We start from the raw sequence: 23700 nt of genomic DNA, 5'->3' as shown, positions 1-23700 counted from the left end.
GGTCTGATTCAGTCAAAATCAATTTCTCCGACTTCGTGAACATGGAGCAAAAACAACGAAGTGCTAAAAATTACCCAGTTCATACTCTATCAAGCCTATTCTATAATAGAAATTAGCCAAACTTAAGAGTCTGGATCTTACGATCCAGAAAAAATCAAAGTTTTCTACATCCGCAATGGCAAAACAGTTGAATTTCACGACCCCTTACTTGGTTCACCTCGAAATTTCACAGCCTATAAAGATGAAATTTCCGGAGAATATTTACTCGGTTTAGGGGTTGAAAAAATAACTATCATCCAATGGAATGAAATCGAAAAAGATACTATTCGTACCCAATTTCATTATTATGAAACGAATAGTGGCTTTAGAATTGACAAAATACACTTCAAAGATGAGCTCGTCTATGACTTTGATACAGCCACTGACAACCCTCAATTTACAATTATCAAGTAAAAATGGCATAAATATCGATCATACTTAGGGTACTATCAGGGCAGAGCTTGGTTGCTTCAATCCTGTGGAATGAATTCCATGGTTAATAGATAGGCCTCTCCTATGAAGCTTTGGCGACTCTCCATATTGTAAGCATTCTCTCATATACCAGTGTCAGAGGCACGGACGATGTACTAACAGTAGGTTTCAACCTACTGACCAACAAAAAACTTCCACTACGAAGTCCCTAAGGTACGGACAATATCTTATCCAAAAGCCATAAGTCAGTGAAGACGGTAAACCGGCTCAAACTTATGTCAACACCTCAAAAACTTGTTAACTTCTTGTTGATGGAGTACAGACCCGTCACAGGAAGGCTACTTCAGACTAAAACCTTCTATCACCTCTATTCAGCCACAAGGGTTACACCCCGATGGGCAATATGATGATGGGAGGAATGACCACCCAAGACAACCAGATGCAAGAACGCATGAATGAGGCCAAAGCGCAAATCGCCCAAATCGAAGGGCCACAAATGAGAGCGCTGGCGATGAAAGAGCTTGAACAAATGAGTGGTATGGTCGGAATCATGGGAAATACCTCGAGAAAAATGGGGGATACCAACGACCTCAGGCATCTTGGAGAAGGCATGCAGCAATTGAACGAACTATACAGTATACTGCAACACACGCTCCTCCAGAGTCAGCAAGCTACACGCCAAATAAAACTCAACATCGAGGAACTGCGGAAACAAGGAAATGATGACTACACGCGTATCAAGATCAATGAAAGCAACTGCCTCATCAATTGTAACCGTCGCAAAGAGCGTATCCTGGAGCAAGCGATCGAAAAAGAAAACAACATAAAAATCCAACACAAAGACGATGAGGACAAAAGGGATGAGATGTTGGGGAACCTTTATGAAGAGACCTTGACACAAATGCACAGGCTAATGGATTGTGGTTGCTCTAATTGAACCGCCACATCCAGGACTGTTTGATCAAGTACATGGCACCAGAGGGTATGTACTCGGCTTGGCGGGAAACTTATCCTATAGATTTGCCGATTTTGACTATACCATGTACAAAAGAATGGCGCCTGGTGGTTCAACATCTTTCATAGTCCCCTATCAAATTAATATGCGTGCAATTATGACAGGATTTAGGTTGGCATACAAACTCTAGCTTAAAAACAGATTTTTCCAGAATAGAAGAACAAAACATTTATTTCACAGATTCTCTCAATCTTAGTTTTTTACGTAAAATTTGATTTTTCGAAATTAAGTAGCTATATATGTATCAAAATATTTTAATTTCTTTTTTATGATATATATATACATTACTTATATTTTGTTTTTTCTGTTTTCTTTTCAAGGATTCACCCAATCCAACAATTGCTACCCCAACCAAGGAGATGATTATTGGATGATCGGGGTGCAGTATGGATCCAAAAGACTCTCAGATTGCCACTCCCAAGCGACCTATAATTGCCATGGCCTTTACTAAAGCGATGATGGAAAACACTTGTTTCACCAACCAATCTTGTTGTACAAAGCCTTCTTGGACAACGACCGTCAATACTCCATACACATGTCCAAATAACATGATTAACGAAACAGCTCCAGCATCTTGGAAAAACGACAATCGATATGTAAAAGTAGCTTCAGTCAATGATGCGAAAATTGTAAACTTTCAAATCTCAGGAGCAAATAGTTTAGGGGAACATTCCGCCGTAAAAACCGATTCACCATTTGGCCCAACAAAATATATGTCAAAGTATGGTAATGACGGTCCTTTAGTAGCACATGATTTAATGGGTTCTGTATATCATTTAAAAGGCCAGGTTGTGGCAAACACCATGGAATATTGGACGTACGTAGGTGGAATCTCCGGGAATGAAAACATAAATATTGGAAGCAATTACACCTATTCTGTCCAAGCAGCATCTGGGGTAACCTACAGTTGGACTTCTGTCAACAACAGATTCAGTATAGTCTCCGGGAATGGCACTCACTTGGTTAATATTTCTCCGACTCAATCGGGAACCGACATCCTTAGATTGACAATCACAGGCACTTCCGGACAGTCTAAAATACAATACTTTCCTATTGTCATAGCTCCGGCTTGCTTAGATGGTACATACACAAGTAGTACCCAAACCAATGCCCCACTTAACACCGTAAACGCTGTTTCAGCTGGTCAAATCATCACAGATATCCTATGCCCATCTGCCTCGAGTATACAATGGACACATACTTCTGGAAGTGCTCCTTATTGGATATGGAACAACAATAATGTGTTGATACAAATGCCCAGTAGCGGAAACATCAGCTTCAAAGTAGATGCAAAAACAGCAAATGGACAAACCATTACGACCAGAAACATAACCTTTTACAACTTCGGATCATTCAAAATATTCCCAAACCCAACAAGTGGCTTAGTAAACATTGATATCAATCCAAAACTTGCTTTTGACGCAGAAATAATTAGCCTCGAAGCTCCTTCTCTTAAGACTTATATAAGAATGGAGGGAGAATCAACCTTTGATATCAGTCACCTTCCAAATGGTGAATATTGGCTAAAAATTTATCATGAAGGCAAAGTAATCAACGAGCAGAGAATCATCTTAAAGAAGTAGACCATGGCCAGATTGATCTTTATCATATTGTTAGTTTCTTTATCAAACAACGCATTGGCGCAAAACAACAAAACCCATGTAGGCAGATTTGAGATTTCAGTAGGTGCTGGAGTACTCATTCCTGTTGGGAAGTTTGCTTCTACATCAACCACAGGCTTTGAGCAAACTGTTTTTGAAATACAAGGGGATGATCAATACGATATTCGTTTTTTTTCAAAAAAAAACCATGCACATGCCAAACGAGGAGGTGATTTAAATATTGAGATAAATTATCTGACCAAAAGAAATTGGGTACATGGAATTGGTTTCGGAAAGTCATCAAACACTGTCAACCTAGAAAAGGCAAATATTGTATTTTCTGAATCGCCATTTTCTCAAATATCTTCAAAAATAATTCATCAACAAGACTTCAACATTAACTATTTGACCTATAATTTAAGCTATGACCTTTCTATAAAAAAAACATCTATACGCCCTTACCAAAAAATCGGACTATCTCAATTAGACTTTCCATATTATCATTTAGAGGAAGAAACTGAATGGAAAATAAGTTTTATTCACGAAGGAGATCAGCCAAGATCAAGTGGTCTATATTTTGAAAGCGGGGTAATAACAAATATATCATTATCAAATAAGTTTGAATTAGGGTTGAACTTATCTTATAGATTTGCAGATTTTGACTATACCATGTACAAAAGAGTTGTACCTGGTGGCTCAACAACTTTCATAGTCCCTGATCAAGTTAATATGCGTGCAATTATGACAGGATTTAGATTAGCATATAAACTTTAGTTTAAAAACAGATTTTTCCGAGAATGGTAGAACAAGACATTTATTTCGCAAATTCTTTCAAACTTGACTACACCATGATAAAAGATCAAGTGGAATATTGGCTCCAGATCAGGTCAATATGAGAGCCATCCAGTGGAGATAAGGATTGCATATAGGTTTTCGAAGAATCAAAACCGATTCTGAAATTTTCCTTGCAAATAATTTCGGCAATTAGATCTAATTCCCTAATTTTGCGCCCTTATTGGGAAAAGAAGCTGCATGAAGAAAATTGATTTTAAAGATCTTATTCTGTTTGAAAATGAGGATTACCTCGTGATCAATAAGCTTCCATATTTATCGACATTGAGTGACCGGCATGAGGCCCAGAACATTCTGGACTTGGCCAAAGGATACATCCCTGATGCCCAGGTGTGTCATCGATTGGACAAGGAGACATCAGGTTGCCTAGCAATAGCAAAGCATCCAGAGGCCTACCGTCATATCGCCATTCAGTTTGAAGACAGAAAAGTTGATAAAATCTATCATGCAGTAGTAGAAGGCATTCATGAGTACAAAGATTTACTATTGGATCGTAACCTACTTGCAAACAATAAAGGAATCGCTAAAGTCAGCAAAGACGGCAAGCCAGCCCAGACTGTATTTAATACGGTCAAGACTTATTTCAAGCATTCTTTGATAGAGTGCAAGCCTATCACTGGAAGACTTCATCAGATTAGGGTTCATTTAGCCTATTTGAAGTCACCAATCTGCGGAGACGAGACTTATGGAGGCAAGCCCTTATATCTTTCAGAACTTAAGAGGCGATTCAACCTCAAAAAAGACACGGAAGAATTACCAATCATGCAGCGTGTTTCACTCCATGCCTTTGCATTGAAATTTACTAGTATTCAGGGAGAGCCTATCTATGTAGAAGCTCCATATCCTAAAGACATGCAGGTATTGATCAAGCAATTGGAGAAAACGGCTTAAAGTAATTGAGAAAAATTACCCATTGAAGATCACTATCTGTTCATATCAATCTTCGACAGCTCAAAAGAAGAAAAATAGACATAAAGTAATGAAAATGTGGGGAATAATGATTTTTCTTTTGCATAGAAAAGAAATTACTTCTATCTTTGTGTCCCTTTTTGAGGGTGAAATATATTTAACAAGCTAATAATTAAACATTTACACAGTGGATACATTAAGCTATAAGACCGTATCAGCGAATGCCGCAACTGTAGAAAAGAACTGGATCGTAGTGGATGCCCAGGCTGCAGTATTAGGTAGATTCTCTAGTGAGGTAGCGAAAATCTTGAGAGGTAAGCACAAGCCATCTTATACCCCTCATGTAGACTGCGGAGACAACGTGATTGTCATCAATGCAGATAAGGTTAGATTGACTGGTAAAAAGTGGAACGAAAAAGTATATGTTCGTCACACTGGATACCCAGGAGGTCAGCGTATTTCTACACCAAGATTATTGAAAGACAAGTCAGCTTCAATCTTGGTAGAAAAAGCAGTAAGAGGTATGCTTCCAAAAAATAGACTTGGAAGAAAATTGTACAGAAATTTATTTGTGTACAATGGCCCTGAGCACCCACATGCTGCACAGCAACCAAAAGAACACAAATTCTAATCAAAGCAGTCTATGGAAATTATCAACACATTAGGTAGAAGAAAGACGTCTGTTGCTAGAATCTATATGCAACCAGGCAAAGGTGAGATCACGATCAACAATAGATCCATCGAAGTTTACTTCCCATTTGATCTGCACCAGATCGTAGTAAAGCAACCTCTTGCTCTAGTAGGAGAAGATGGTGCTTATGACATCAAAATCAACGTAGATGGTGGTGGAATCAAAGGTCAAGCAGAAGCTGCAAGAATGGCTATTGCCAGAGCACTTTGTGAAATCAATGCTGACCACAGAGAAGCATTGAAAAAAGAAGGGTTCTTAACACGTGACTCTAGAATGGTAGAGCGTAAGAAGCCAGGACGTAGAAAAGCAAGAAGAAGATTCCAGTTCTCTAAACGTTAATCGGGAGATTCTTTACATTTTATATCGAAACAACATCATATTTTAATGGCACAAATAGAATATAAAGACTTACTGGATGCTGGTGTTCACTTCGGACACTTGACTAGAAAGTGGGATCCGAGAATGGCACCGTATATCTTCATGGAGAAGAACGGTATCCATATCATCGACCTTAACAAAACGCTTGTTTGCCTAGAAGAAGCATCCAATGCAATCAAGCAAATCGTACGCTCAGGTAAAAAAGTCATGTTCGTCGCTACTAAAAAGCAGGCGAAAGACTTGGTAGCCGATGAAGCTAGAAGACTTAACATGCCTTACGTAACCGAAAGATGGTTGGGTGGTATGTTGACTAACTTCGCTACAATCAGAAAGTCCTTGAAAAAAATGTCTTCCATCGACAAAATGATGAAAGAAGACGCATACAAGAACTTAGCGAAGAAAGAACGTCTAATGATCACTAGACAAAGAGAAAAATTGGAATCTGTATTGGGAGGTATTGCTGACCTTACTAGACTTCCAGCTGCTTTGTTTGTAGTTGACATCAAGAGAGAGCACATCGCTATCGCTGAAGCACAAAAGCTTGGTATCCCTGTTTTCGCATTGGTAGATACGAACTCTAACCCAAATGAGGTAGATTTCCCTATCCCTTCCAATGACGATGCTTTCAAATCAATCTCTTTGCTTGTAAAAGCATTTGGTGCAGCTATTGAAGAAGGTCTATCTGAAAGAAAGAAAGACAAAGAAGATGCTAAACTCTCTGAAGAAGAGGAAGCAAAAAGAGCTGTGGACGCTGATACGCAAGAGTAATCCACTACTTTGAAATATAAATTGCAAAAGATTGAACATACGGTACACACCTATGTTCAATTTTTTGTTTTTGCCTGACCTTTGAGCTTATAACAATTCAGGTTGAGCAACACACATCCTTAAACTTCGGAAATCTTTACTATCAAGATTATTGAAGTCTAATTGAAACAGAACAAAAGTTTAATCTCATAAATTAACTAATACAATGGCTATTACTGCACAAGAAGTAAACAAATTGAGACAAATGACCGGAGCTGGTATGATGGACTGTAAAAAAGCCCTTACCGAAGCAGAGGGAGATTTCGAAAAAGCTATTGACATCCTTAGAAAAAAAGGTCAAAAAGTATCTGCTTCTAGGGCTGACAGAGAAACAAAAGAGGGTACTATCGTAACTCAAGTAAGTGCTGATGGTACTACTGGTTACTTATTATCTTTGACTTGTGAGACTGACTTCGTTGCTAAAAACGAAGAGTTTGTAGCTTTTGCTAATACTGCATTAGATTTGGCTACTTCTAACAACGCTACTTCTGTAGCTGATATCCAAGCACTTCCATTTGAAGGAAACACTGTAGGTGAGAAAATCATCGAATTGACTGGTAAAATCGGGGAGAAAATCGAAATCTCAAATTTCGAAGTAGTAAAAGGCGAAGCTGTAGTACCTTATATCCACTCTAACGGAAAGCTTGGCGTGTTGGTAGCTTTGACTAACACAAGCGGTGCTGATGTAGAAGAAGCTGGAAAAGACGTAGCTATGCAAATCGCAGCTATGAACCCTGTAGCTGTAGACAAAGATGGCGTTGACGCTACTGTAATCGAAAGAGAAATCGAAGTAGGTAAAGACCAAGCAAGACAAGAAGGTAAGCCTGAAGAAATGCTTGAGAAAATTGCTTTGGGTAAATTGAACAAATTCTACAAAGAAAACACTTTGCTTAGCCAAGCATTTGTGAAAGATGGTTCATTGTCTATCGCTCAGTATCTTGACAAAGTAAGCAAAGGTATGACTGTAGCTGCTTTCAAAAGAGTATCTATTGGATAATTTTAGATGTAAGATACAAGACTCAAGACTTGAGACTAAGTAAAAAAAGCTGACTTTGAAAAGGGTCAGCTTTTTTTCATTTTACCTTTTCCCCGCTTTGTATTCAAAGTGATCAAAGTTTTACATTAAAAAGAATCTAACAAGCTTTGCTTAGCGTCTGCGTGAAACTAAAAAACTTATACTCCCAATACAATAGAAGCTTCGATATCTAATTTTCTGCTGATTTCTCTGGCGATTTTAAGCGTAGGCTCACTTTTCCCATTCAAATACACACTGATTCTAGAGGTACTTACACCAAGATATTCTGACAGGGATTTTTGGGTTAATCCCCGTTCCTGCATGCGAAGTCTAATTGCCTCTGATAATGTAGGTGTCTGTATGGGAAAGTACTTCTCTTCGTAGTCAGCCACCATATCAGAGAGTAAGTTCAATTCTATATAATTTTTGGAATCTGTGTTTTCTATATTATCAGGATTAGAAAGCAATTCTTCAATCCTTACTATAATAGCATTATACTCTTTTTCAGACTTAATCATATCTCAAATATTTTGGATATCCTGTATTTTATCATATTCAGCGTGGATGCCTATGAATCGAATGTAAACCTTTTTGGCACTGAATGAAATTATGGCAATCAACCGGTACGAGTTCCCTTTAATATTGAAAACAAAACGATGATTTCCGACATAATCAACTGAATTGAAATCATTTTTAATATCATTTAGAGAGCTCCATTCTTTCTTACTCGTTGTAGCATACCAGAATCGCAATGGCAATTCAGCATCAGCATGCTTTTTTTGTGTTAAATACTTGAAGATTAATACAGACTTCTTAATTTTTAAGCCCTAGGGAAGTTACTCTAAAATTTCATCCAACCAGAAGGAATACCCAATACCCAAATTAAGCCAAATAGTTCTAAAATTCTCAATTGCAAAACCATAAGATGCAGCTGGTATAACTTGAACATGATCGTTTACAAAGAACTTCAAATTGGGGTATGTAATATCACCTTCGAGAATCTCAATTTATGGTGTACAATATTGATAGGCTCGTAACGCTATTATTTCTTCCATATTTTTCGTATTCAAATCTCAGCCCCAGTCTTTCACTGATGTCGCTATTTCTGTAAGTCACCGAAACTGTTGGACCAAATGCTAACTCATTTTGGTAGTTAAAATTCCTGCATTCTCCATTCACGTTTATCGCTCCAACCAATCGATTCCCATACATAAAAGAAAGTCCCAAGGCTAAAGTAAAATTACTACTTCCATAATTTATCGATCTACCAATACTTGTGCTATATCTGATTGCATCTCTTTGAAACCAAAACAAAGGCCTATTTTCCTCTGGCTCAGAAAGTATTCTTTCATACCCGAATTCGTTTATCAAACACCACATGGGATCATTGAATATGGTCATTTGATGATTTACAAAAGCTCCTAAGCCAAGCCCAGTCGTAGATCTAGGAAAATTCCCATCCTATCGTAATCCTTTAACACCTACCTGCCAATCATGCACTTTGTTTTGACTATAAGCTAATGAACTAGACATTACAAAACTGATCAAGAAAACATATTTTAATTTATCCATATCTTATGATTTCAGGCACTAAAGTAAACAGAACCTTATGATACATCTCCACAAGCATTTGTCGCTGTCTTGTTTCTTGTTTCTTGTTTCTTGTTTCTTGTTTCTTGACTCTTGTTTCTAATCTCTTGCCTCTCGTCCCTGCTTGCAAATCTAGCCTCTCGCTTCTAGTCTCTCGCTTCTCTCCTCAAAACTCACCCTCTCATCAACTCCTCAATCTCCTCCGCATCAATTGGAATATTACGCATCAAGTCAAAGTAGCCGTCTTCTAGTATTACAATGTTATTTTCTAACCTCACACCGATCCCTTCCTCTTGGATGTAAATACCAGGCTCCACAGTGAACACCATTCCCTTACTGATAGGCTCATACATGGTACCCACATCATGAACATCCAGTCCTAAGTGGTGGGAAGTTCCATGCATAAAGTATTTCTTATATGCTGGCCACTTAGGGTCTTGATTCTTGATATCTGTCTGGTCTATTAAGCCTAAATTCACAAGCTCTGATTGCATGATCAAACCTACCTCTTTGTGATAGTCTTGGATATTTACTCCAGGACGAAGCATTTCCATCGCTGATCGCTGCACCCGAAGTACTGCATCGTAGACTGAGCGCTGCCTTTTTGAAAATTTCCCATTTACCGGGATTGTTCTGGACATGTCTGCATTATAATTTCCATACTCTGCTCCGACATCAAACAAAATCAAATCACCATCTTTACATACCGCTTTGTTCTCAATATAATGAAGTACACAAGCATTAGCACCAGAGGCAATGATTGGTTCATATGCAAAGCCCTTACTTCGATTGCGGACAAATTCATGGATATACTCTGCCTCTATTTCATACTCAGTAACACCAGGTTTTACAAAAGACAGAATCCTCCTGAATCCCTTCTCAGTGATATCACAAGCTACCTGCATTTGATCGATTTCCTCTTGAGCTTTGATCGCTCGCAGCTGATGCATGATAGGTGCTACTCTCTTGTAGGTATGAAGAGGATAGCGTGACATGCACTGATTGATAAACCGGGCATCTCTGCTTTGTACTTGTACGTCTGCTCTAAGGTGCTCATTGGTATTGAGAAAAACAGCTTCACTTAGTGCCATTAGGGTGTTGAGGACTTGGTCAAAATTCGACAACCATTGAATATTAGCAATACCAGAAGTCTCAAAGGCTTCTTCTTTGGTATATTTGTGACCTTCCCAGATTGCGATATGCTCATTGGTTTCCCTCAAGAACAATATCTCTCTCATGTCGGGATTAGGAAAATCTGGACATAAAATTAATATAGACTCTTCTTGATCTATCCCAGATAAATAAAAAATATCATTGTTTTGCCTAAACCTCATCGTACCGTCTGCATTGGTCGGCATGATGTCGTTGGAATTGAAAATCGCAATCGAATTTGACGGAAGCTTTTCCGCTAGTTTTGAACGGTTATTAATGTAAAATTCCTTAGAAAGCGGTCTGTATTTCATTATAGTTGATTTTTACAATTTATATTTCCTTGATTAATCCACACGTTATTTCAACGCCTACTTCGAGACTTTTCTTTGAAAATCTCAATGTTTCAATTTATACAAATATACCTTTACTATCTTCTCCATCCTCTTTCAAAGGGATTTTTTTGAAATTTTGTGGAATCAAATCAAAAATAAACTTGAATGATCAGTTTTTTATAAAAATCAACCATTTAACCTTTTTGAAGGTCAAACAACTCAAAAACTATATTAATTTTGTACTTTAGTTGGTCAAACAAAAATAATGCTTTATAACCTTAAAGAACTCCCAAACGGAATCCGCATCATTCATCAAGAAGTACCACATACAAGGCTGGTGCATGCTGGTTTTATCCTCAATATTGGAAGTAGAGATGAATCAAAGGAGCAAGAAGGACTGGTTCATTTTTGGGAACACATGGCGTTCAAAGGAACCAAAAAACGCAAAGCATTTCATATCATCAATAGGCTAGAATCTCTTGGAGGGGAACTCAATGCCTATACTACCAAAGAAAAAGTATGTTTCTACGCAAGCGTGTTGAAAGAGCACTTCAATAAATCAGCTGAACTACTTATCGATATCACACTTAACAGTACTTTTCCAGAAAAACAAATAGAAAAAGAACGACAGGTCATTTTAGAGGAAATGTCAATGTACAGGGATTCCCCTGAGGATTGTATTCAGGATGAGTTTGATGAACTTGTATTTGAAGGGCATGCCTTAGGTAGGAATATATTGGGAAATGAAGAGACGGTTGGGCAATTTACCCAAAAAGATTTTTTTGAGTTTATATCGAGTAGATTAGACACCACGCAATTGGTATTCTCTGTTGTGGGTAACATCAGTTTCAAAAAAGTACTCCTACAAGTAGAAGGTATACTTTCCTCTATACCGTCAAAAAGAAGTCTATATATGCGAAGTGGCTACACTAGTTACTCCCCTAAGGACAAAGTCATCCTAAAAGACATTACCCAAGCTCACTGTGCCATCGGAAAGCAAGCATATAGTCTGTACGATCCAAAAAGATTCAAACTATACCTCCTCAACAATATCCTAGGTGGGCCAAGTATGAACTCTCGCCTCAACCTATCCTTGAGAGAAAAACATGGCTATGTATATTCAGTCGAGTCAATTTACCAAGCCTATTCAGATACTGGATTTGTAGGTATTTTCTTTGGGACGGAAGAAAACACGGTAAACAGAGCCAAAAAACTGGTCATGAGAGAAATTAACAAACTAAGATCGACCAAACTTGGCACAATGCAACTTCACATGGCCAAAGAGCAAGCCATAGGTCAAATGGCTATGGCTGAAGAAAACTATGCTGCACTTATGCTGGTATTTGGTAAGAATTTATTAGACAAAGGGAAGGTTGATTCTTTAGATAGTATTTTCGAAACGATTAGAGCCACCACAGCAGAAGATTTATTAGATATTGCTAATGAAATATTTGATCCCAATCAATTGAGCCATCTCACCTATTTACCAAAATAATCATGGAATTTATAGCCCCAGAGCTTTTAGCATATTGTGAAAATCACACCACACAAGAGGATGAGCTATTGCTTCAACTTACCCGAGAGACACATGCGAAAGTCATGATGCCAAGAATGCTTTCTGGACATTTGCAAGGGAAAACACTTGAATTACTTGTCAAAATGCAAAAGCCAAAAGTAATTTTAGAAATCGGAACATACACTGGATATTCAGGAATATGTATGGCGAGAGGACTAGATGAACATGGGAAACTTATCACATTGGACATCAATGATGAAATAGCCCCTATGGTAAGGGATTTTTTCAAAAAGTCAGGATTAGAAGACAAGATTGATTACAGATTAGGAAATGCAGTAGACATCATCCCAACAATTCCCGAGCATTTTGACATGGTCTTTATTGACGCAGACAAAGCAAATTACATCAATTACTATAATCTTGTCGTTGATAAAATGAACCCAGGAGGAATTATTCTTGCAGATAATGTGCTTTGGTCTGGAAAGGTATTGACAGAAGAAGGTAAAAAAATTGACAAAGACACCAAAGTAATTTTAGCATACAATAAAATGGTCAATGATGACCCTAGAGTTGAGAATGTTTTGCTCCCCATCAGAGATGGTATCATGCTTGCCCGAAAACTATGAAAAAGTATAATAAACTGAAAATCACCTTTATTTTATCAATATTTTTCTTTGTAACAGGTAATTCTTGGGGACAAATCCCGCAGGTTCCTAGGGAAATGAGGTTTGCGGATTTGACACTAAAGTTAAATGAACAAGTTAGGCGTGAAATTCAACTAGATGTGGATGCTCTACACAAAAACCCAAACTATTTCAGGGTTAAACTTGAAAGGGTAAATCTTTATATGCCTATAGTAGAAAAGGAGCTACTAGCCGCTGGAGTACCTACAGACCTAAAATACCTTGCCATCCAGGAAAGTAGCCTTATCCCTGATGCCGTATCGACTTCAAATGCTGTTGGATTTTGGCAATTTAAAAAAGGAACTGCTGAAGAAGTATTTCTTAGAGTAGATAACCATATCGATGAGCGTAAAAACATTGTTTCATCCACACAAGGTGCTGCTAGGTATTTGGCAAAAAACAACAGCCAATTCAACAATTGGATGTGTGGGCTGATCGCATATCAAATGGGACTTGGTGGCGCAAAATCTTATTTTGGAACGCAATACAACGGCAAAAAAATAATAGAACTAGACAGAAACACTCATTGGTATTTCAAAAAGTTTTTGGCACATAAAGTCGCATTTGAAAATCAAATCGGAAAGCTTGTGTCAAACACTGGCTATTTAGAAGAAATACAAGTCCAAGGGCCAACCACACTAAAAGCCATTGCTACGAATTTGGGGGTTTCCGAAGCTCATCTAAAAGAGTATAACAAATGGACAAGTAATGGAAACATTCCAGATGATAGGCCTTATTCGGTGGTATGGCTTAGACCTGGAAATGTCCCAGTGCGAACACTTTCAAATACAAGTGCTCAAAGTAATCCATCAAATACCGCTCAAAGCACTCAACAGATTCAAAATCCAGCTGACGCTTATCCTAAAGTAACTGGCAATACACAGAAATCCACTCAAGCTGACCAAATCAAGGTAAACAATATCCCTGCTATACAAGCTAGTCAAAAAACCAGTCAGGAAGAGTTGGCTGAGGATGCAGGAATAAGAAAAGGAAAATTAAGAAGAGTCAATGATCTTGGTAGAAAAGATGACATTGAGGCTGGAGGTTATTACTATACAAAAGCAAAAAATAACACGGCAGAAGTAGAAACACATGTAGTGCAAGCTGGTGAAACACTTTGGTCAATTTCGCAGAAATATGGAATTAAACTAACCTCGCTCAAAGCTAAAAACAGAATCAGAGAAGACAATAGATTGATACCTGGTATGGTACTCAATCTACAAGATCACAGAAAGAGAGGTGAAGAAATCCCTATTCTCCCTCGAAATCAACAAGCTCAAAAAATCCCTACAACAACTAATCCACCTACTACCCAAACACAACCTCCAGCAAGTACAAATCAACCTAATACTCCAGCAAATACCAACATTGGGCAGACTTTGTCTCATACTGTGGCTCCTGGCGAAAACTTATTTAGAATCAGCCAAAGATATGGTGTAAAAGTGGACGATATCAAACGTTGGAATAGACTAAGCAATGACAACATCCGCGTAGGACAAAAATTAACTATCAACAAACCGTAATTTTATTAACCTAGAGTTATCTTTGAGTCATGATCAAGAGGTTACTATTCTTTTTTGCTTTTACCTTATGTATGATTCATCTGAGCCAAGCTCAGGATGACATTCAACTTGCTGACACTTTAGTCATCAATGGGGAGACTATCATCATGTTGGGAGATTCTGTAATCATAATACGACCAGAAAAACCTGTATATTGGAAAAAGGGAGGCAACTTCAACCTAAGCATTCAACAAGTAAGTCTGACAAATTGGGCAGCTGGTGGCGCTAGCAATATGGCATTGAATACCGGGTTGAACCTTTTTGCTAATTTCAAAAAAGACGAAAAAATATGGGATAATAACCTCACTGTCAATTTTGGCTTCAATAGACAAGGAGATAGAGAATTTGCTACAAGAAAAACCAATGATAACTTCATATTCATCAGTAAATACGGTCGTGAACTTACACCCAAATGGTATTTATCTACACAAATAGATGCTAGGACTCAGCTTCTGGGTGGATACAGATACTTCAGACCATCTGGATCTGACCGAGATGCAAGGCAACGAATTTCTGACCTCTTAGCGCCTGCATACATTCAATCCTCTACAGGTCTCAACTTTAAAAAAGAATACAACAACAAAGATAAAGTATCGGTCATAGCATCCCCTTTTACTGGTCGATTTACTATAGTGATGGATGACTCATTGAGTCGTGCGGGTGCATTTGGGGTGATCCCTGGCGAGACTATACGGGCAGAAGCGGGGGTTTCCTTGAGTTCGGCGACAGATATTCAAATCTTAGAGAACATCAGATGGAGAGCAGATCTAAACTTATTCTCGAGCTATGAACGGCTAGGAAACATGGTAGTAAACCTTAACTCTATCATATCTATGAAAGTAAATAGGTACATTACTACCCGTATAGAAACTGTTCTAATCTATGATGAACGGGTGATGATCACTAGATCAGATGATACTATAGGCCCAGCGATTCAACTTCAAAACCTTATCAATTTTGGGATTGGAATAGATTTTTAAAAATTGGAATAGATTTTTAAAAATCTGTCTCTAGGTTAAATTTGCGTTGCAATTCCCTCAAAGCTCCATGCTTTTCGAGAAGATAATTTAATTTATCAGTAGAAGTGTAAAGTCTTTTTCCCTCGGGAATAGCTTCTTCTTTGATTTCATATTGTATTGTCAAATGATCATTCCTCAACTTGCTTCTCAAAATTTGTTGCAAATCACCCCTCGTTTTACTAAAAATCTCTTCCTGGATTTCTCCATTCAAGAGAAGTACTAATGATTCATTTTCGAGCCTGAACGGTTGCTTAAGTAATGTAGCTTCCAGATTTCTACCTTTGGTTCTAAACTCTTCGACCAGATCTTCAAGGACCAGCTTTACTTTATGTTCATCAATTTCCTCCAGTTGCTCTTTAATCTCTACCTTAGGCACCTCTTGAGCAGTCACCTGAACTTGCTTTTCTAACTTTCTATTGGAAACGACCTTTGAAGTTTCCTCTACCGATTTGGGGATTGCAATGGTTTTTTGTACCGGAGACTTTTTGGGACCGTAAGGATTTGCATCTGCAAATAGACTTGGAGCTGCTGAATTAGAGTTTTCAGTTTGAGATGTTAAACTTTTTTTTTTGAATCCTCATGAGCCAAAGCTGCTAATGAAACAGCCTGATTTACTTTAGCCAACTTCATCAAGGCTAACTCCACATGTAGTCTTTGGTTCTTTGATGCTTTATAATGAATATCACACTGATTACAAATATTCATTGCAGTCAATAAAAAAGAAAGTGAAGCTTCTTGAGATTGCTTAAGATATCTTTCCTTGGCATTTTCTGAAACCTCCAATAAGCTGATGGTACCAGAATCTTTACACACCATCAAATCCCTAAAATGCTCATTCAGTCCCACAATAAAATTGTGCCCGTCAAAACCCTTTTTAAGGATTTCGTCAAAAATCAAAAGCACATTTGAGATACTCTCTTCTAATAGCGCATCAACCACCTTGAAATAATAATCATAATCTAAAATATGAAGATTAGAAATAGTCTCTTGGTAAGTGAGTTTGTTCCCAGCAGAATACGTTACAATAAGATCAAAAATTGATAATGCATCACGCAGTGCGCCGTCTGCTTTAGTAGCAATCAGTCTAAGTGCCTCCTCCTCAGACTCTATTTTCTCCTCACTTGCAATATATTTCAAGTGCTCAGCGATATCCTTAATTTGAATTCTATTGAAATCAAATATCTGACATCTTGATAATATTGTGGGGATAATCTTGTGTTTTTCTGTCGTGGCTAGTATGAATATCGCATATTTGGGTGGTTCTTCCAATGTCTTCAAAAAAGCATTGAATGCTTGATTGGAAAGCATATGAACCTCATCTATGATATATACTTTATATTGTCCTTGCTGAGGGGCATAGCGCACTTGTTCTACGAGGTTTCTGATATCATCGACAGAATTGTTTGACGCTGCATCAAGCTCATGTACGTTGAATGAAGCATTATTATTAAAAGCCTTACATGAATCACATTCGTTACAAGCTTCAAAATCCGCAGTTAGACTTTGACAATTGATTGTTTTAGCCAAAATCCTTGCGCAGGTAGTTTTACCTACACCCCTAGGACCACAAAAAAGGAATGCTTGTGCCAAGTGGTTATTCTTGATAGCATTTTTGAGTGTAGTCGTTATATGGCTTTGGCCAACTACACTTTTAAAATTGGAAGGTCTATATTTCCTGGCTGATACTACAAAATTTTCCATCACCGCAAGTTATAAAATATTCGGATATTAGTCTTCAGTCGATTTTAAAAAGCATCATCTTTTTTCTTATCTATCTGTTTTTTGAAGAACAGCTTTCAATTCATTTCGACTAATTTCCATAAATCAAACTGACTTGATGATCGGAAGTAATCACACGGTAAATCACCTTACATCTTATGCTAAGATACTTGTCCCATCTCGAATGACAAAATCAACTTTCCATTGAAGATGTTTGTGTATTTTATCTTTAAAAATTAAAAGAGAGACCTGTTCTAAAAGAATATATCACTTTCGTAATTGGCACTATAGGTCTATCCTCATAGGAAATCTCAAAGCTGTTGGAGATAGAAAACCTTTCATTCAATTTTGTATTTAAGATCGTAGAATTACTGATACGATGTCGAAATGCTGAGATATTGTTATCGTAACCTACTTGATAATAATTCACCGTGTTGAAATCTACGAAATCATTTATTGTAGCTCGAAAACTTAGATAGTTTGAACTTTTGATAAACCCAACTTCTACAAATCTATCTTGATAGGGATCTGCCCACTTTTCATATTCATACATCCCCCCTAGTCCATATAGTAAAGAAATTTTATCTGTGCTAATAAGACTATGCCTTACTGACCCTCCTACTATCCATCGTGGATCCAGTCCACGAAAATTATCAAAAGAATATTGAATGAAGGTCTCAAAATTTATCGTGTTTTCCCTCAAGAAGTTCACCCTACCGTGTACCATCCCGAAATTTAAAAAATCTGAATCATTGATCCTCAAATAATCAAATTTTGAAATAAACATATATCCATGCTTACCTGGATAATACAATGCATTGATATCTAAATTGTACCCAAAAAGATTGACAGGATCATCTGCGGCGGCACTTCTATTATATATATTCATCCCTGCTACAGTCTTGAGCATAAATACCTTGGTGGTATCTTTTTCTAGCCTAGACTTTTCGATATTTAAAATTTGAGATTCTGATACAAATGGAAAAAAAACGAGTAATAGAAATATGATTTTTCTCAAAACGTTATATTTTTTTGATGAAAGACAAAGTTTTTGATTTCTAAGAGAGTTTGCAAGTTTAGAGCCTCTTTTTATCTACAAAATATCAGATTGGTAATTACTCCAAACTTGAAGTGTACTTTACAGCTCATCTTTTAAAAAAATCAAGCCCCTTATTGTCAATTTATAAAATCCTAATAAAAAGCGGAACTGATTTGTGGATAATTTCAAATAACTTTCAAAGCACGTTTAATAAGCGAAAAAACTCAATCATCTCAAAAATCATCCTTTAAGTTCTTAATATTGCATAACACATAACATCCGATTTTAACAATGATAGACAATACACCACTTGCTGAAAGGATGCGCCCGAAAAGTCTCGAAGAACTAATCGGACAAAGTCACCTCACAGGACATCATACTTTTCTATATAGAGCGATCAAAAGTGGTCAAGTTCCTTCTTTGATTCTTTGGGGCCCTCCTGGAGTTGGAAAAACCACCATAGCTAATATCATCGCCAATGAAATAAAAGTCCCATTTTACACCCTCAGTGCAATTAGTTCAGGTGTAAAAGACATCAGGGAAGTAATTGAAAAGGCGCGTTACCAAATGGGAGCTGTGCTATTCATAGATGAGATTCACAGGTTCAATAAATCCCAACAAGATGCTCTTTTGGGTGCAGTCGAAAAAGGAACGATCAGGCTTATCGGTGCTACGACTGAAAATCCATCCTTTGAAGTCAATGCAGCATTGCTTTCTAGGTGTCAAGTTTTCACCTTAAATTCGTTAGATAAAGAAGACCTTGAATCCATGATCAAGCAGGCCATGGAAAAGGACATATTGTTAAAGAAAAAAAACATAGTGCTTCAGGAAACAGAGGCACTACTTCGACTCTCTGGTGGCGACGGCAGAAAGCTCCTTAATCTCTTCGAAATCATTCTAAGTGGGTTACATGAAGAACCGATCGTAGTCACCAATGAAAAAGTAATCAAAATAGCACAGCAAAAAGTAGCGCTGTATGATAAAAGTGGGGAGCTTCATTACGATATCATTTCAGCTTTTATCAAATCGATTAGGGGCTCTGACCCCAATGCAGCCGTGTATTGGCTGGCAAGGATGATTGAAGGTGGGGAAGATGTAAAGTTTATAGCTAGGAGATTAGTCATCCTTGCCTCAGAGGATATTGGTAATGCAAATCCAAATGCGCTGCTTTTGGCAACCAATTGTTTTGAAGCTGTGAAAATAATAGGATATCCGGAATCTAGGATCATACTTTCTCAATGTGTCACCTACCTCGCAAGTTCACCCAAAAGTAACGCTGCCTACATGGCCATAAATAAAGCACAAGCAATCGTAAAAGAAAAAGGAGATCTCTCTGTACCTCTACACCTTCGGAATGCACCTACAAAACTTATGAAAGACCTCAATTATGGCAAGGATTATAAGTATGCACACGATTTTGAAGGAAACTTTGTAAATCAGGAATTTATGCCCGAAGAAATCAAGAACTTAAAACTTTACGAACCGAGTAATAACCCAAGGGAAAATGAACTTAGAAAATACTTAAATTCAAAATGGAAAGGAAAATATGGATATTAAATACCGACTTCTAGCTTTCACGCTGATTGATTAAGTTCTTCAATAAAAGGTATACCCTTTCAGTTTCCTTTTGATCTTTATAATTGATAATCACATCTTCTTTTTCTGTAACATTCAAATACAAAAAAGGCCCCTTGTTTGAGTGTATGTATAATCGAGTCCTACCATTATCGTGTACATTAAAAAAACCCTTTCTGAGAGGACCTAAACTTATGCCGTTTGTGCGGCCTTTGATCTTTGGTCGAGTATTCACCAATTGTACAGACTCCAAATCGTCCTGATTTAGAATAACACTATATGCTCCAGTAATTTCCAACATTTCACCAGCTACCTTTATTTTTGTAGGAATAAAAGCATAAGCAATTGACCCTGACACAACCAAAAGCACAGCTATTGCCAGAAATCGCTTCAGCCTATCCTTCATAAACCCATAATTATTGTGATCATATCTCTTAAAAACAAATGAAATAACTAAAACGCCACCAATTATTACCGCTTGAACAAAATATGAAGCAACGCTATCTAAGCCAAACCATAGAAGCAAATTATGACCCAACGCTACAGTCAAACCCATGATAATAAATGCATTTCTCATAAAACTTGAGAAGCGACCAATATCAACTTTTTCTTTTTCCTTTTGCGTCATCGTATTGTACCCCGTTATGAGGTTGGGAAAAGTTTTTACGAGTAAACCTAAACTAATTAAAATAATCCCTGTGATTAATGCCATCATATTTGTTTTGTTTAAGTTAAGAAATTAGCTTGCTACCAATCGCTGCTGAAATAGCCAATGATAGTAGTTACCAACAGTACTAAAAAACCAAGAATTAAAGATTTGGTTCCAGCTATACAGTAAAACGGAGCAAATAGATACCTAAGCATCACTTTTCAGATTTTGAATTTTATCAAGCAAGTCATCTAAAAAATTTCGAACTGTTGGATAGCTCAAGTTCATTTTTGAAGCCATCAACTTCAGGCTTCCACTGCTTTGAACAAACTCTAATATAAAATCAAGTGAGAAACCTTGAGTTTTTCAACCTCTTTAATTAGTAGATTTTTTTCAATATAATGGGTTCCCAATCAAACACATGAAAAAGAGGTATCACTTTTCAGTTGCTAAAACATCAAAAAATAAAAGTATGTATAAAGCAATAACAGACTAAATCAGTTCAGAATATTTTTGTATATCCTCCCTTCTTTCATGATCAAAAGAAATTTTTCTTCAGGCTTAGCGATTAGCGTAAGATCTTCAAGGGGATTACCATCTACAAGAATCAAGTCTGCCAAGGCTCCTTCCTCAATGATGCCCAACTTCCCAGGATAAGGACTCCTTAGTCCTGATAGTTGAAGCAATTCTGCATTATCTTGAGTGATCATTTTGAGAATTTCTGCATTTGTGAACCACTTTTGCAATCTCAGAATGTAAGCATTCTGTTGCTCATTCAGTTCAGGTTCAAAAAGAAAATCGGTCCCCCAAGCGATCTTAAGCTTCATCTTTTTTGCCAATGGCCATAACTGTTCTTGGCCTTCGATCACAGGCTTACGCTTTTCCACTCTCATTGGATCCATATCAGGAGTACTTTCGACTAGATTCTGAGTACTTAGCCAGACATTGTTTTTCTTCATCATTCGAAGTGTTTTTTGATCTAGCATCTGCCCATGCTCGACACATTTGACACCAGCTTTGATAGCTCGCTGAACAGCCCTCGGGGTATATGCATGCACCATCACATATGTCCCCCAATCTTCCGCCGCTTCTACTGCAGCAAGCATCTCATCAAAAGTATATTGTGTCACATCTACAGGATCATATGCTGAAGAAGTTCCACCACCTGCCATCAGTTTTATTTGACTAGCTCCAAATCTTAGGTTTTCCCTAACAGCTGTCAAAACTTCAGGCCTACCATCTGCTATAAATGTAGCATTGAACCTTTCTGCCCTTGAAGGCTCGCCAAAAAATTTCCTAGAGCTCTCATCAGGAGTTCTAAAATCTCCATGCCCAGCGGTTTGAGATATGGTTGCCCCAGAGGGCCATATTCTAGGACCAGTTAATTTACCCTCATCTATTGCTTTTTTAAGAGGGAAAATAGGGCCACCAGCATCTCTGACAGAAGTAAACCCACGTAATAACATCTTCTCTGCATTTCCTCCCACCTTCCGCATAATCAGACCTTCGGACAACATAGGTGACATCATTTCGCGCATACTTAAAGCACCAAAAGACATGTGCACATGTACATCTATAAGACCAGGGATGAGTACACAACCCTTTCCATCAACAGATTCAACATTCTCATTACCAATTTCTAATGGTTTGATACTTTCAATTATCCCATTTTCTATAGTTACCGACTGCAATATAGGAGACATTCCATTTTTTGGATTATATACTTTGACATTATTGATTACGATTTTGCCATCCAATTCATTTTGAGAAAAAGAGACTCGGGAAATCAAAACAAAAATAATTGTTAAAAAAGCAGTCAGTAACATTTTTGAGTTTTGAAAAGCACCACTAAAAATCATACTAAATGAGAGCTTAAGAAAGCTAAAAAATGAGACTCTATTATAAGTAATACGATTCAAGAAATTGTTATTGAAACAAATTATATCCATTTTTTGAGATGTTTAAAACATTATAAACTTGAATCACACCTATGTTATAGCACTTTGAAATTCAAATATCTATTACACTATATTTAATTCTATATCATGCTAATTTATTTAAAATTTTCATCAAAATCTCACATTATTAACGATTTAAAAAAATCGAACTATTTTAGATTGCATTATACAACTATTTTAAGAAAAGAATATTTCCTGTTCCATCTATCTCATTCATATCAATACTGATTCTATTGAAAATTTAAAACTTGAGCCAATACCTATTTCTAATGATTTTAGCCCTTCCTAGTTAAAATTTAGCACGCAGAGCCGCAAAGAGTTTCTTTCTGTGAAGTAGCGAGTTTATAACACTAAATTCATTACTCACCCTAACTTCATCCATACTTCTAAATCTCATCTTTAACACCAAATTTCATCCTTTGCAAATACATCTCTGAGCTCTTCATAGTAAACATTTAGCACGCAGAGCCGCAAGGAGGTTCTTTCATGTGAAGTAGCTAGTTTATCGCAATAACTTCATTACTCACCCTAACTTCATCCATACTTCTAAATTCCACCCTTAACACTAAAATTAATCCTATGCAAATACCTCTCTGAGCCCTATACAATTAAAATAACCCTCCCAAAACACTACCCCCTATCACACCCTATCTTGTCTCTTGTCTCTTGTCTCTTGTTTCTTGTCTCTACGAGAGATCGTAGATTATACATACTTGGTACTTTGTACTTTGCACATTGTACTTAATACAATTGATTCTTATCTTCTTGTTTCTTGTCTCTTGTCTCTTGTCTCTTGTCTCTTGTTTCTTGTCTCTTGTCTCTTGTTTCTTGTCTCTACGAGAGATCGTAGATTATACATACTTGGTACTTTGTACATTGTACTTAATACACTCGTCTCTCGCTTCTCGTCCCTCGCTTTTCATCACTAATCTCCCGCTTCTTCCCCATAAACGCCAAAAGCCTCTCAGTTTCCTGAAAGGCTTCTTAATAATGTGGCGGCGACCTACTCTCCCGGGTGTAACCCCAGTACCATCGGCGCAGCAGGGCTTAACTTCTCTGTTCGGGATGGGAAGAGGTGGGACCCCTGCGCTAGGCCGCCTAATCTTGCTGTACCAGGTACAAAGTACAATGTACCATGTATCCCGATTACAGTCCCCTCTCGGGGAA

General features: G+C 37.5%; 25 protein-coding genes and 1 rRNA gene. 14 read left to right on the top strand and 12 right to left on the bottom strand.

Annotated features, from left to right (window positions below; genetic code table 11):
- Nucleotides 1-889: 889 nt before the first annotated feature.
- The gene (locus MM214_RS18260; protein ID WP_241297615.1) at nucleotides 890-1408 is read left to right on the top strand and encodes a hypothetical protein; all 519 of its coding nucleotides are present in this window, start codon (nucleotides 890-892) and stop codon (nucleotides 1406-1408) included.
- Complete coding sequence (locus MM214_RS18255) at nucleotides 1392-1616, top strand: hypothetical protein (RefSeq protein ID WP_241297614.1); 225 nt, start codon at nucleotides 1392-1394, stop codon at nucleotides 1614-1616. Before MM214_RS18260 ends, MM214_RS18255 begins: the two co-directional genes overlap by 17 nt.
- 273 nt (nucleotides 1617-1889) lie before the next feature.
- On the opposite strand, the gene MM214_RS18250 is transcribed toward MM214_RS18255, so the two are convergent.
- On the bottom strand, nucleotides 1890-2036 hold the full coding sequence (locus MM214_RS18250; protein ID WP_241297613.1) for a hypothetical protein: 147 nt from the start codon (nucleotides 2034-2036) through the stop codon (nucleotides 1890-1892).
- On the opposite strand from MM214_RS18250, the gene MM214_RS18245 reads away from it, so the two are divergent.
- The 7 genes from MM214_RS18245 to tsf all read left to right on the top strand — a co-directional run bounded on the left by MM214_RS18245 (nucleotide 2035) and on the right by tsf (nucleotide 7721).
- Nucleotides 2035-3069 carry a T9SS type A sorting domain-containing protein gene (locus MM214_RS18245; RefSeq protein WP_241297612.1) on the top strand — a complete coding sequence of 345 codons (1035 nt, stop codon included), beginning with the start codon at nucleotides 2035-2037 and terminating at the stop codon, nucleotides 3067-3069. The two genes, MM214_RS18250 and MM214_RS18245, sit on opposite strands and share 2 nt — an antisense overlap.
- A 3-nt stretch (nucleotides 3070-3072) precedes the next feature.
- On the top strand, nucleotides 3073-3861 hold the full coding sequence (locus MM214_RS18240; protein WP_241297611.1) for a hypothetical protein: 789 nt from the start codon (nucleotides 3073-3075) through the stop codon (nucleotides 3859-3861).
- 258 nt (nucleotides 3862-4119) lie between these two features.
- A complete protein-coding gene (locus MM214_RS18235) occupies nucleotides 4120-4830 on the top strand; it encodes an RluA family pseudouridine synthase (protein WP_241297610.1) in 711 nt (236 codons plus the stop codon).
- Between the two features lie 205 nt (nucleotides 4831-5035).
- Nucleotides 5036-5479 (top strand): 50S ribosomal protein L13, encoded by a 444-nt coding sequence (gene rplM / locus MM214_RS18230; RefSeq protein WP_241297609.1) that lies wholly within the window; start codon nucleotides 5036-5038, stop codon nucleotides 5477-5479.
- A gap of 12 nt (nucleotides 5480-5491) precedes the next feature.
- The gene (rpsI, locus tag MM214_RS18225; RefSeq protein WP_241297608.1) at nucleotides 5492-5878 is read left to right on the top strand and encodes a 30S ribosomal protein S9; all 387 of its coding nucleotides are present in this window, start codon (nucleotides 5492-5494) and stop codon (nucleotides 5876-5878) included.
- Nucleotides 5879-5923: 45 nt separating this feature from the next.
- The gene (rpsB, locus tag MM214_RS18220; protein ID WP_241297607.1) at nucleotides 5924-6685 is read left to right on the top strand and encodes a 30S ribosomal protein S2; all 762 of its coding nucleotides are present in this window, start codon (nucleotides 5924-5926) and stop codon (nucleotides 6683-6685) included.
- 205 nt (nucleotides 6686-6890) lie between these two features.
- Entirely contained in the window at nucleotides 6891-7721 is an 831-nt protein-coding gene (tsf, locus tag MM214_RS18215) for a translation elongation factor Ts (protein ID WP_241297606.1), read from the top strand.
- A gap of 176 nt (nucleotides 7722-7897) precedes the next feature.
- On the opposite strand, the gene MM214_RS18210 is transcribed toward tsf, so the two are convergent.
- From MM214_RS18210 to MM214_RS18195, 4 genes are all read right to left on the bottom strand, one after another.
- The gene (locus MM214_RS18210) at nucleotides 7898-8257 is read right to left on the bottom strand and encodes a helix-turn-helix domain-containing protein (protein ID WP_241297605.1); all 360 of its coding nucleotides are present in this window, start codon (nucleotides 8255-8257) and stop codon (nucleotides 7898-7900) included.
- A 3-nt stretch (nucleotides 8258-8260) separates the two neighbouring features.
- Entirely contained in the window at nucleotides 8261-8491 is a 231-nt protein-coding gene (locus tag MM214_RS18205) for a type II toxin-antitoxin system HigB family toxin (protein ID WP_241297616.1), read from the bottom strand.
- Nucleotides 8492-8741: 250 nt separating this feature from the next.
- Nucleotides 8742-9140 carry a hypothetical protein gene (locus tag MM214_RS18200; RefSeq protein ID WP_241297604.1) on the bottom strand — a complete coding sequence of 133 codons (399 nt, stop codon included), beginning with the start codon at nucleotides 9138-9140 and terminating at the stop codon, nucleotides 8742-8744.
- A gap of 362 nt (nucleotides 9141-9502) precedes the next feature.
- Entirely contained in the window at nucleotides 9503-10792 is a 1290-nt protein-coding gene (locus MM214_RS18195) for an aminopeptidase P family protein (protein ID WP_241297603.1), read from the bottom strand.
- Nucleotides 10793-11078: 286 nt separating this feature from the next.
- On the opposite strand from MM214_RS18195, the gene MM214_RS18190 reads away from it, so the two are divergent.
- From MM214_RS18190 to MM214_RS18175, 4 genes are read left to right on the top strand one after another with little or no spacing between them, the layout of a single operon-like run.
- On the top strand, nucleotides 11079-12308 hold the full coding sequence (locus tag MM214_RS18190; protein ID WP_241297602.1) for a M16 family metallopeptidase: 1230 nt from the start codon (nucleotides 11079-11081) through the stop codon (nucleotides 12306-12308).
- Nucleotides 12309-12310: 2 nt separating this feature from the next.
- Nucleotides 12311-12955, top strand: a complete 645-nt coding sequence (locus MM214_RS18185) for an O-methyltransferase (protein ID WP_241297601.1) — start codon at nucleotides 12311-12313, stop codon at nucleotides 12953-12955.
- A complete protein-coding gene (locus MM214_RS18180) occupies nucleotides 12952-14535 on the top strand; it encodes a LysM peptidoglycan-binding domain-containing protein (protein ID WP_241297600.1) in 1584 nt (527 codons plus the stop codon). The genes MM214_RS18185 and MM214_RS18180 overlap by 4 nt, the downstream gene beginning before the upstream one ends.
- A 29-nt stretch (nucleotides 14536-14564) precedes the next feature.
- A complete protein-coding gene (locus tag MM214_RS18175; RefSeq protein WP_241297599.1) occupies nucleotides 14565-15554 on the top strand; it encodes a DUF3078 domain-containing protein in 990 nt (329 codons plus the stop codon).
- Nucleotides 15555-15570: 16 nt separating this feature from the next.
- Here the strand turns inward: MM214_RS18175 and MM214_RS18170 are convergent, their stop codons facing one another.
- The 3 genes from MM214_RS18170 to MM214_RS18160 form a co-directional block, all read right to left on the bottom strand.
- A complete protein-coding gene (locus MM214_RS18170) occupies nucleotides 15571-15984 on the bottom strand; it encodes a DNA polymerase III subunit gamma/tau (RefSeq protein WP_241297598.1) in 414 nt (137 codons plus the stop codon).
- Nucleotides 15985-16148: 164 nt separating this feature from the next.
- Nucleotides 16149-17294 carry a DNA polymerase III subunit gamma/tau gene (locus MM214_RS18165; RefSeq protein ID WP_241297597.1) on the bottom strand — a complete coding sequence of 382 codons (1146 nt, stop codon included), beginning with the start codon at nucleotides 17292-17294 and terminating at the stop codon, nucleotides 16149-16151.
- Nucleotides 17295-17541: 247 nt separating this feature from the next.
- A complete protein-coding gene (locus MM214_RS18160; protein WP_241297596.1) occupies nucleotides 17542-18330 on the bottom strand; it encodes a DUF481 domain-containing protein in 789 nt (262 codons plus the stop codon).
- Nucleotides 18331-18642: 312 nt separating this feature from the next.
- Between MM214_RS18160 and MM214_RS18155 the strand changes: the two genes are divergently transcribed.
- Nucleotides 18643-19908, top strand: coding sequence for a replication-associated recombination protein A (locus MM214_RS18155; protein WP_241297595.1), 1266 nt, complete (start codon nucleotides 18643-18645; stop codon nucleotides 19906-19908).
- 10 nt (nucleotides 19909-19918) lie between these two features.
- Here MM214_RS18155 and MM214_RS18150 read toward each other — a convergent pair whose 3' ends face one another.
- The 4 genes from MM214_RS18150 to rrf form a co-directional block, all read right to left on the bottom strand.
- Entirely contained in the window at nucleotides 19919-20641 is a 723-nt protein-coding gene (locus MM214_RS18150) for a DUF3784 domain-containing protein (RefSeq protein ID WP_241297594.1), read from the bottom strand.
- A gap of 141 nt (nucleotides 20642-20782) precedes the next feature.
- Nucleotides 20783-20914: a DUF2089 family protein gene (locus MM214_RS19165; RefSeq protein WP_353959794.1), complete on the bottom strand. Its 132-nt coding sequence runs from the start codon at nucleotides 20912-20914 to the stop codon at nucleotides 20783-20785.
- Between the two features lie 158 nt (nucleotides 20915-21072).
- The gene (locus MM214_RS18145; RefSeq protein ID WP_241297593.1) at nucleotides 21073-22401 is read right to left on the bottom strand and encodes a metal-dependent hydrolase family protein; all 1329 of its coding nucleotides are present in this window, start codon (nucleotides 22399-22401) and stop codon (nucleotides 21073-21075) included.
- A 1122-nt stretch (nucleotides 22402-23523) separates the two neighbouring features.
- Nucleotides 23524-23635 (bottom strand): 5S ribosomal RNA (gene rrf, locus MM214_RS18140).
- Between the last annotated feature and the right edge of the window lie 65 nt (nucleotides 23636-23700).

Origin of the sequence: Belliella kenyensis (genome assembly GCF_022549675.1) — a bacterium.
Classification (GTDB): Bacteria; Bacteroidota; Bacteroidia; order Cytophagales; family Cyclobacteriaceae; genus Belliella; species Belliella kenyensis.
The sequence above is the reverse complement of the archived record's forward strand: the minus strand, read 5'-3'. Positions and strand labels throughout refer to the sequence as shown.

Excerpts from the sequence above, each read along its gene's own strand:
- MM214_RS18260 (WP_241297615.1), top strand. The coding sequence starts at position 890 with ATGACCACCCAAGACAACCAGATGCAAGAACGCATGAATGAGGCCAAA.
- MM214_RS18245 (WP_241297612.1), top strand. The coding sequence starts at position 2,035 with ATGATTAACGAAACAGCTCCAGCATCTTGGAAAAACGACAATCGATAT.
- MM214_RS18250 (WP_241297613.1), bottom strand. The coding sequence starts at position 2,036 with ATGTTATTTGGACATGTGTATGGAGTATTGACGGTCGTTGTCCAAGAA.
- MM214_RS18240 (WP_241297611.1), top strand. The coding sequence starts at position 3,073 with ATGGCCAGATTGATCTTTATCATATTGTTAGTTTCTTTATCAAACAAC.
- MM214_RS18235 (WP_241297610.1), top strand. The coding sequence starts at position 4,120 with ATGAAGAAAATTGATTTTAAAGATCTTATTCTGTTTGAAAATGAGGAT.
- rpsI (WP_241297608.1), top strand. The coding sequence starts at position 5,492 with ATGGAAATTATCAACACATTAGGTAGAAGAAAGACGTCTGTTGCTAGA.
- rpsB (WP_241297607.1), top strand. The coding sequence starts at position 5,924 with ATGGCACAAATAGAATATAAAGACTTACTGGATGCTGGTGTTCACTTC.
- tsf (WP_241297606.1), top strand. The coding sequence starts at position 6,891 with ATGGCTATTACTGCACAAGAAGTAAACAAATTGAGACAAATGACCGGA.
- MM214_RS18210 (WP_241297605.1), bottom strand. The coding sequence starts at position 8,257 with ATGATTAAGTCTGAAAAAGAGTATAATGCTATTATAGTAAGGATTGAA.
- MM214_RS18200 (WP_241297604.1), bottom strand. The coding sequence starts at position 9,140 with ATGACCATATTCAATGATCCCATGTGGTGTTTGATAAACGAATTCGGG.
- MM214_RS18195 (WP_241297603.1), bottom strand. The coding sequence starts at position 10,792 with ATGAAATACAGACCGCTTTCTAAGGAATTTTACATTAATAACCGTTCA.
- MM214_RS18190 (WP_241297602.1), top strand. The coding sequence starts at position 11,079 with ATGCTTTATAACCTTAAAGAACTCCCAAACGGAATCCGCATCATTCAT.
- MM214_RS18185 (WP_241297601.1), top strand. The coding sequence starts at position 12,311 with ATGGAATTTATAGCCCCAGAGCTTTTAGCATATTGTGAAAATCACACC.
- MM214_RS18180 (WP_241297600.1), top strand. The coding sequence starts at position 12,952 with ATGAAAAAGTATAATAAACTGAAAATCACCTTTATTTTATCAATATTT.
- MM214_RS18175 (WP_241297599.1), top strand. The coding sequence starts at position 14,565 with ATGATCAAGAGGTTACTATTCTTTTTTGCTTTTACCTTATGTATGATT.
- MM214_RS18165 (WP_241297597.1), bottom strand. The coding sequence starts at position 17,294 with ATGGAAAATTTTGTAGTATCAGCCAGGAAATATAGACCTTCCAATTTT.
- MM214_RS18155 (WP_241297595.1), top strand. The coding sequence starts at position 18,643 with ATGATAGACAATACACCACTTGCTGAAAGGATGCGCCCGAAAAGTCTC.
- MM214_RS18150 (WP_241297594.1), bottom strand. The coding sequence starts at position 20,641 with ATGATGGCATTAATCACAGGGATTATTTTAATTAGTTTAGGTTTACTC.
- MM214_RS18145 (WP_241297593.1), bottom strand. The coding sequence starts at position 22,401 with ATGTTACTGACTGCTTTTTTAACAATTATTTTTGTTTTGATTTCCCGA.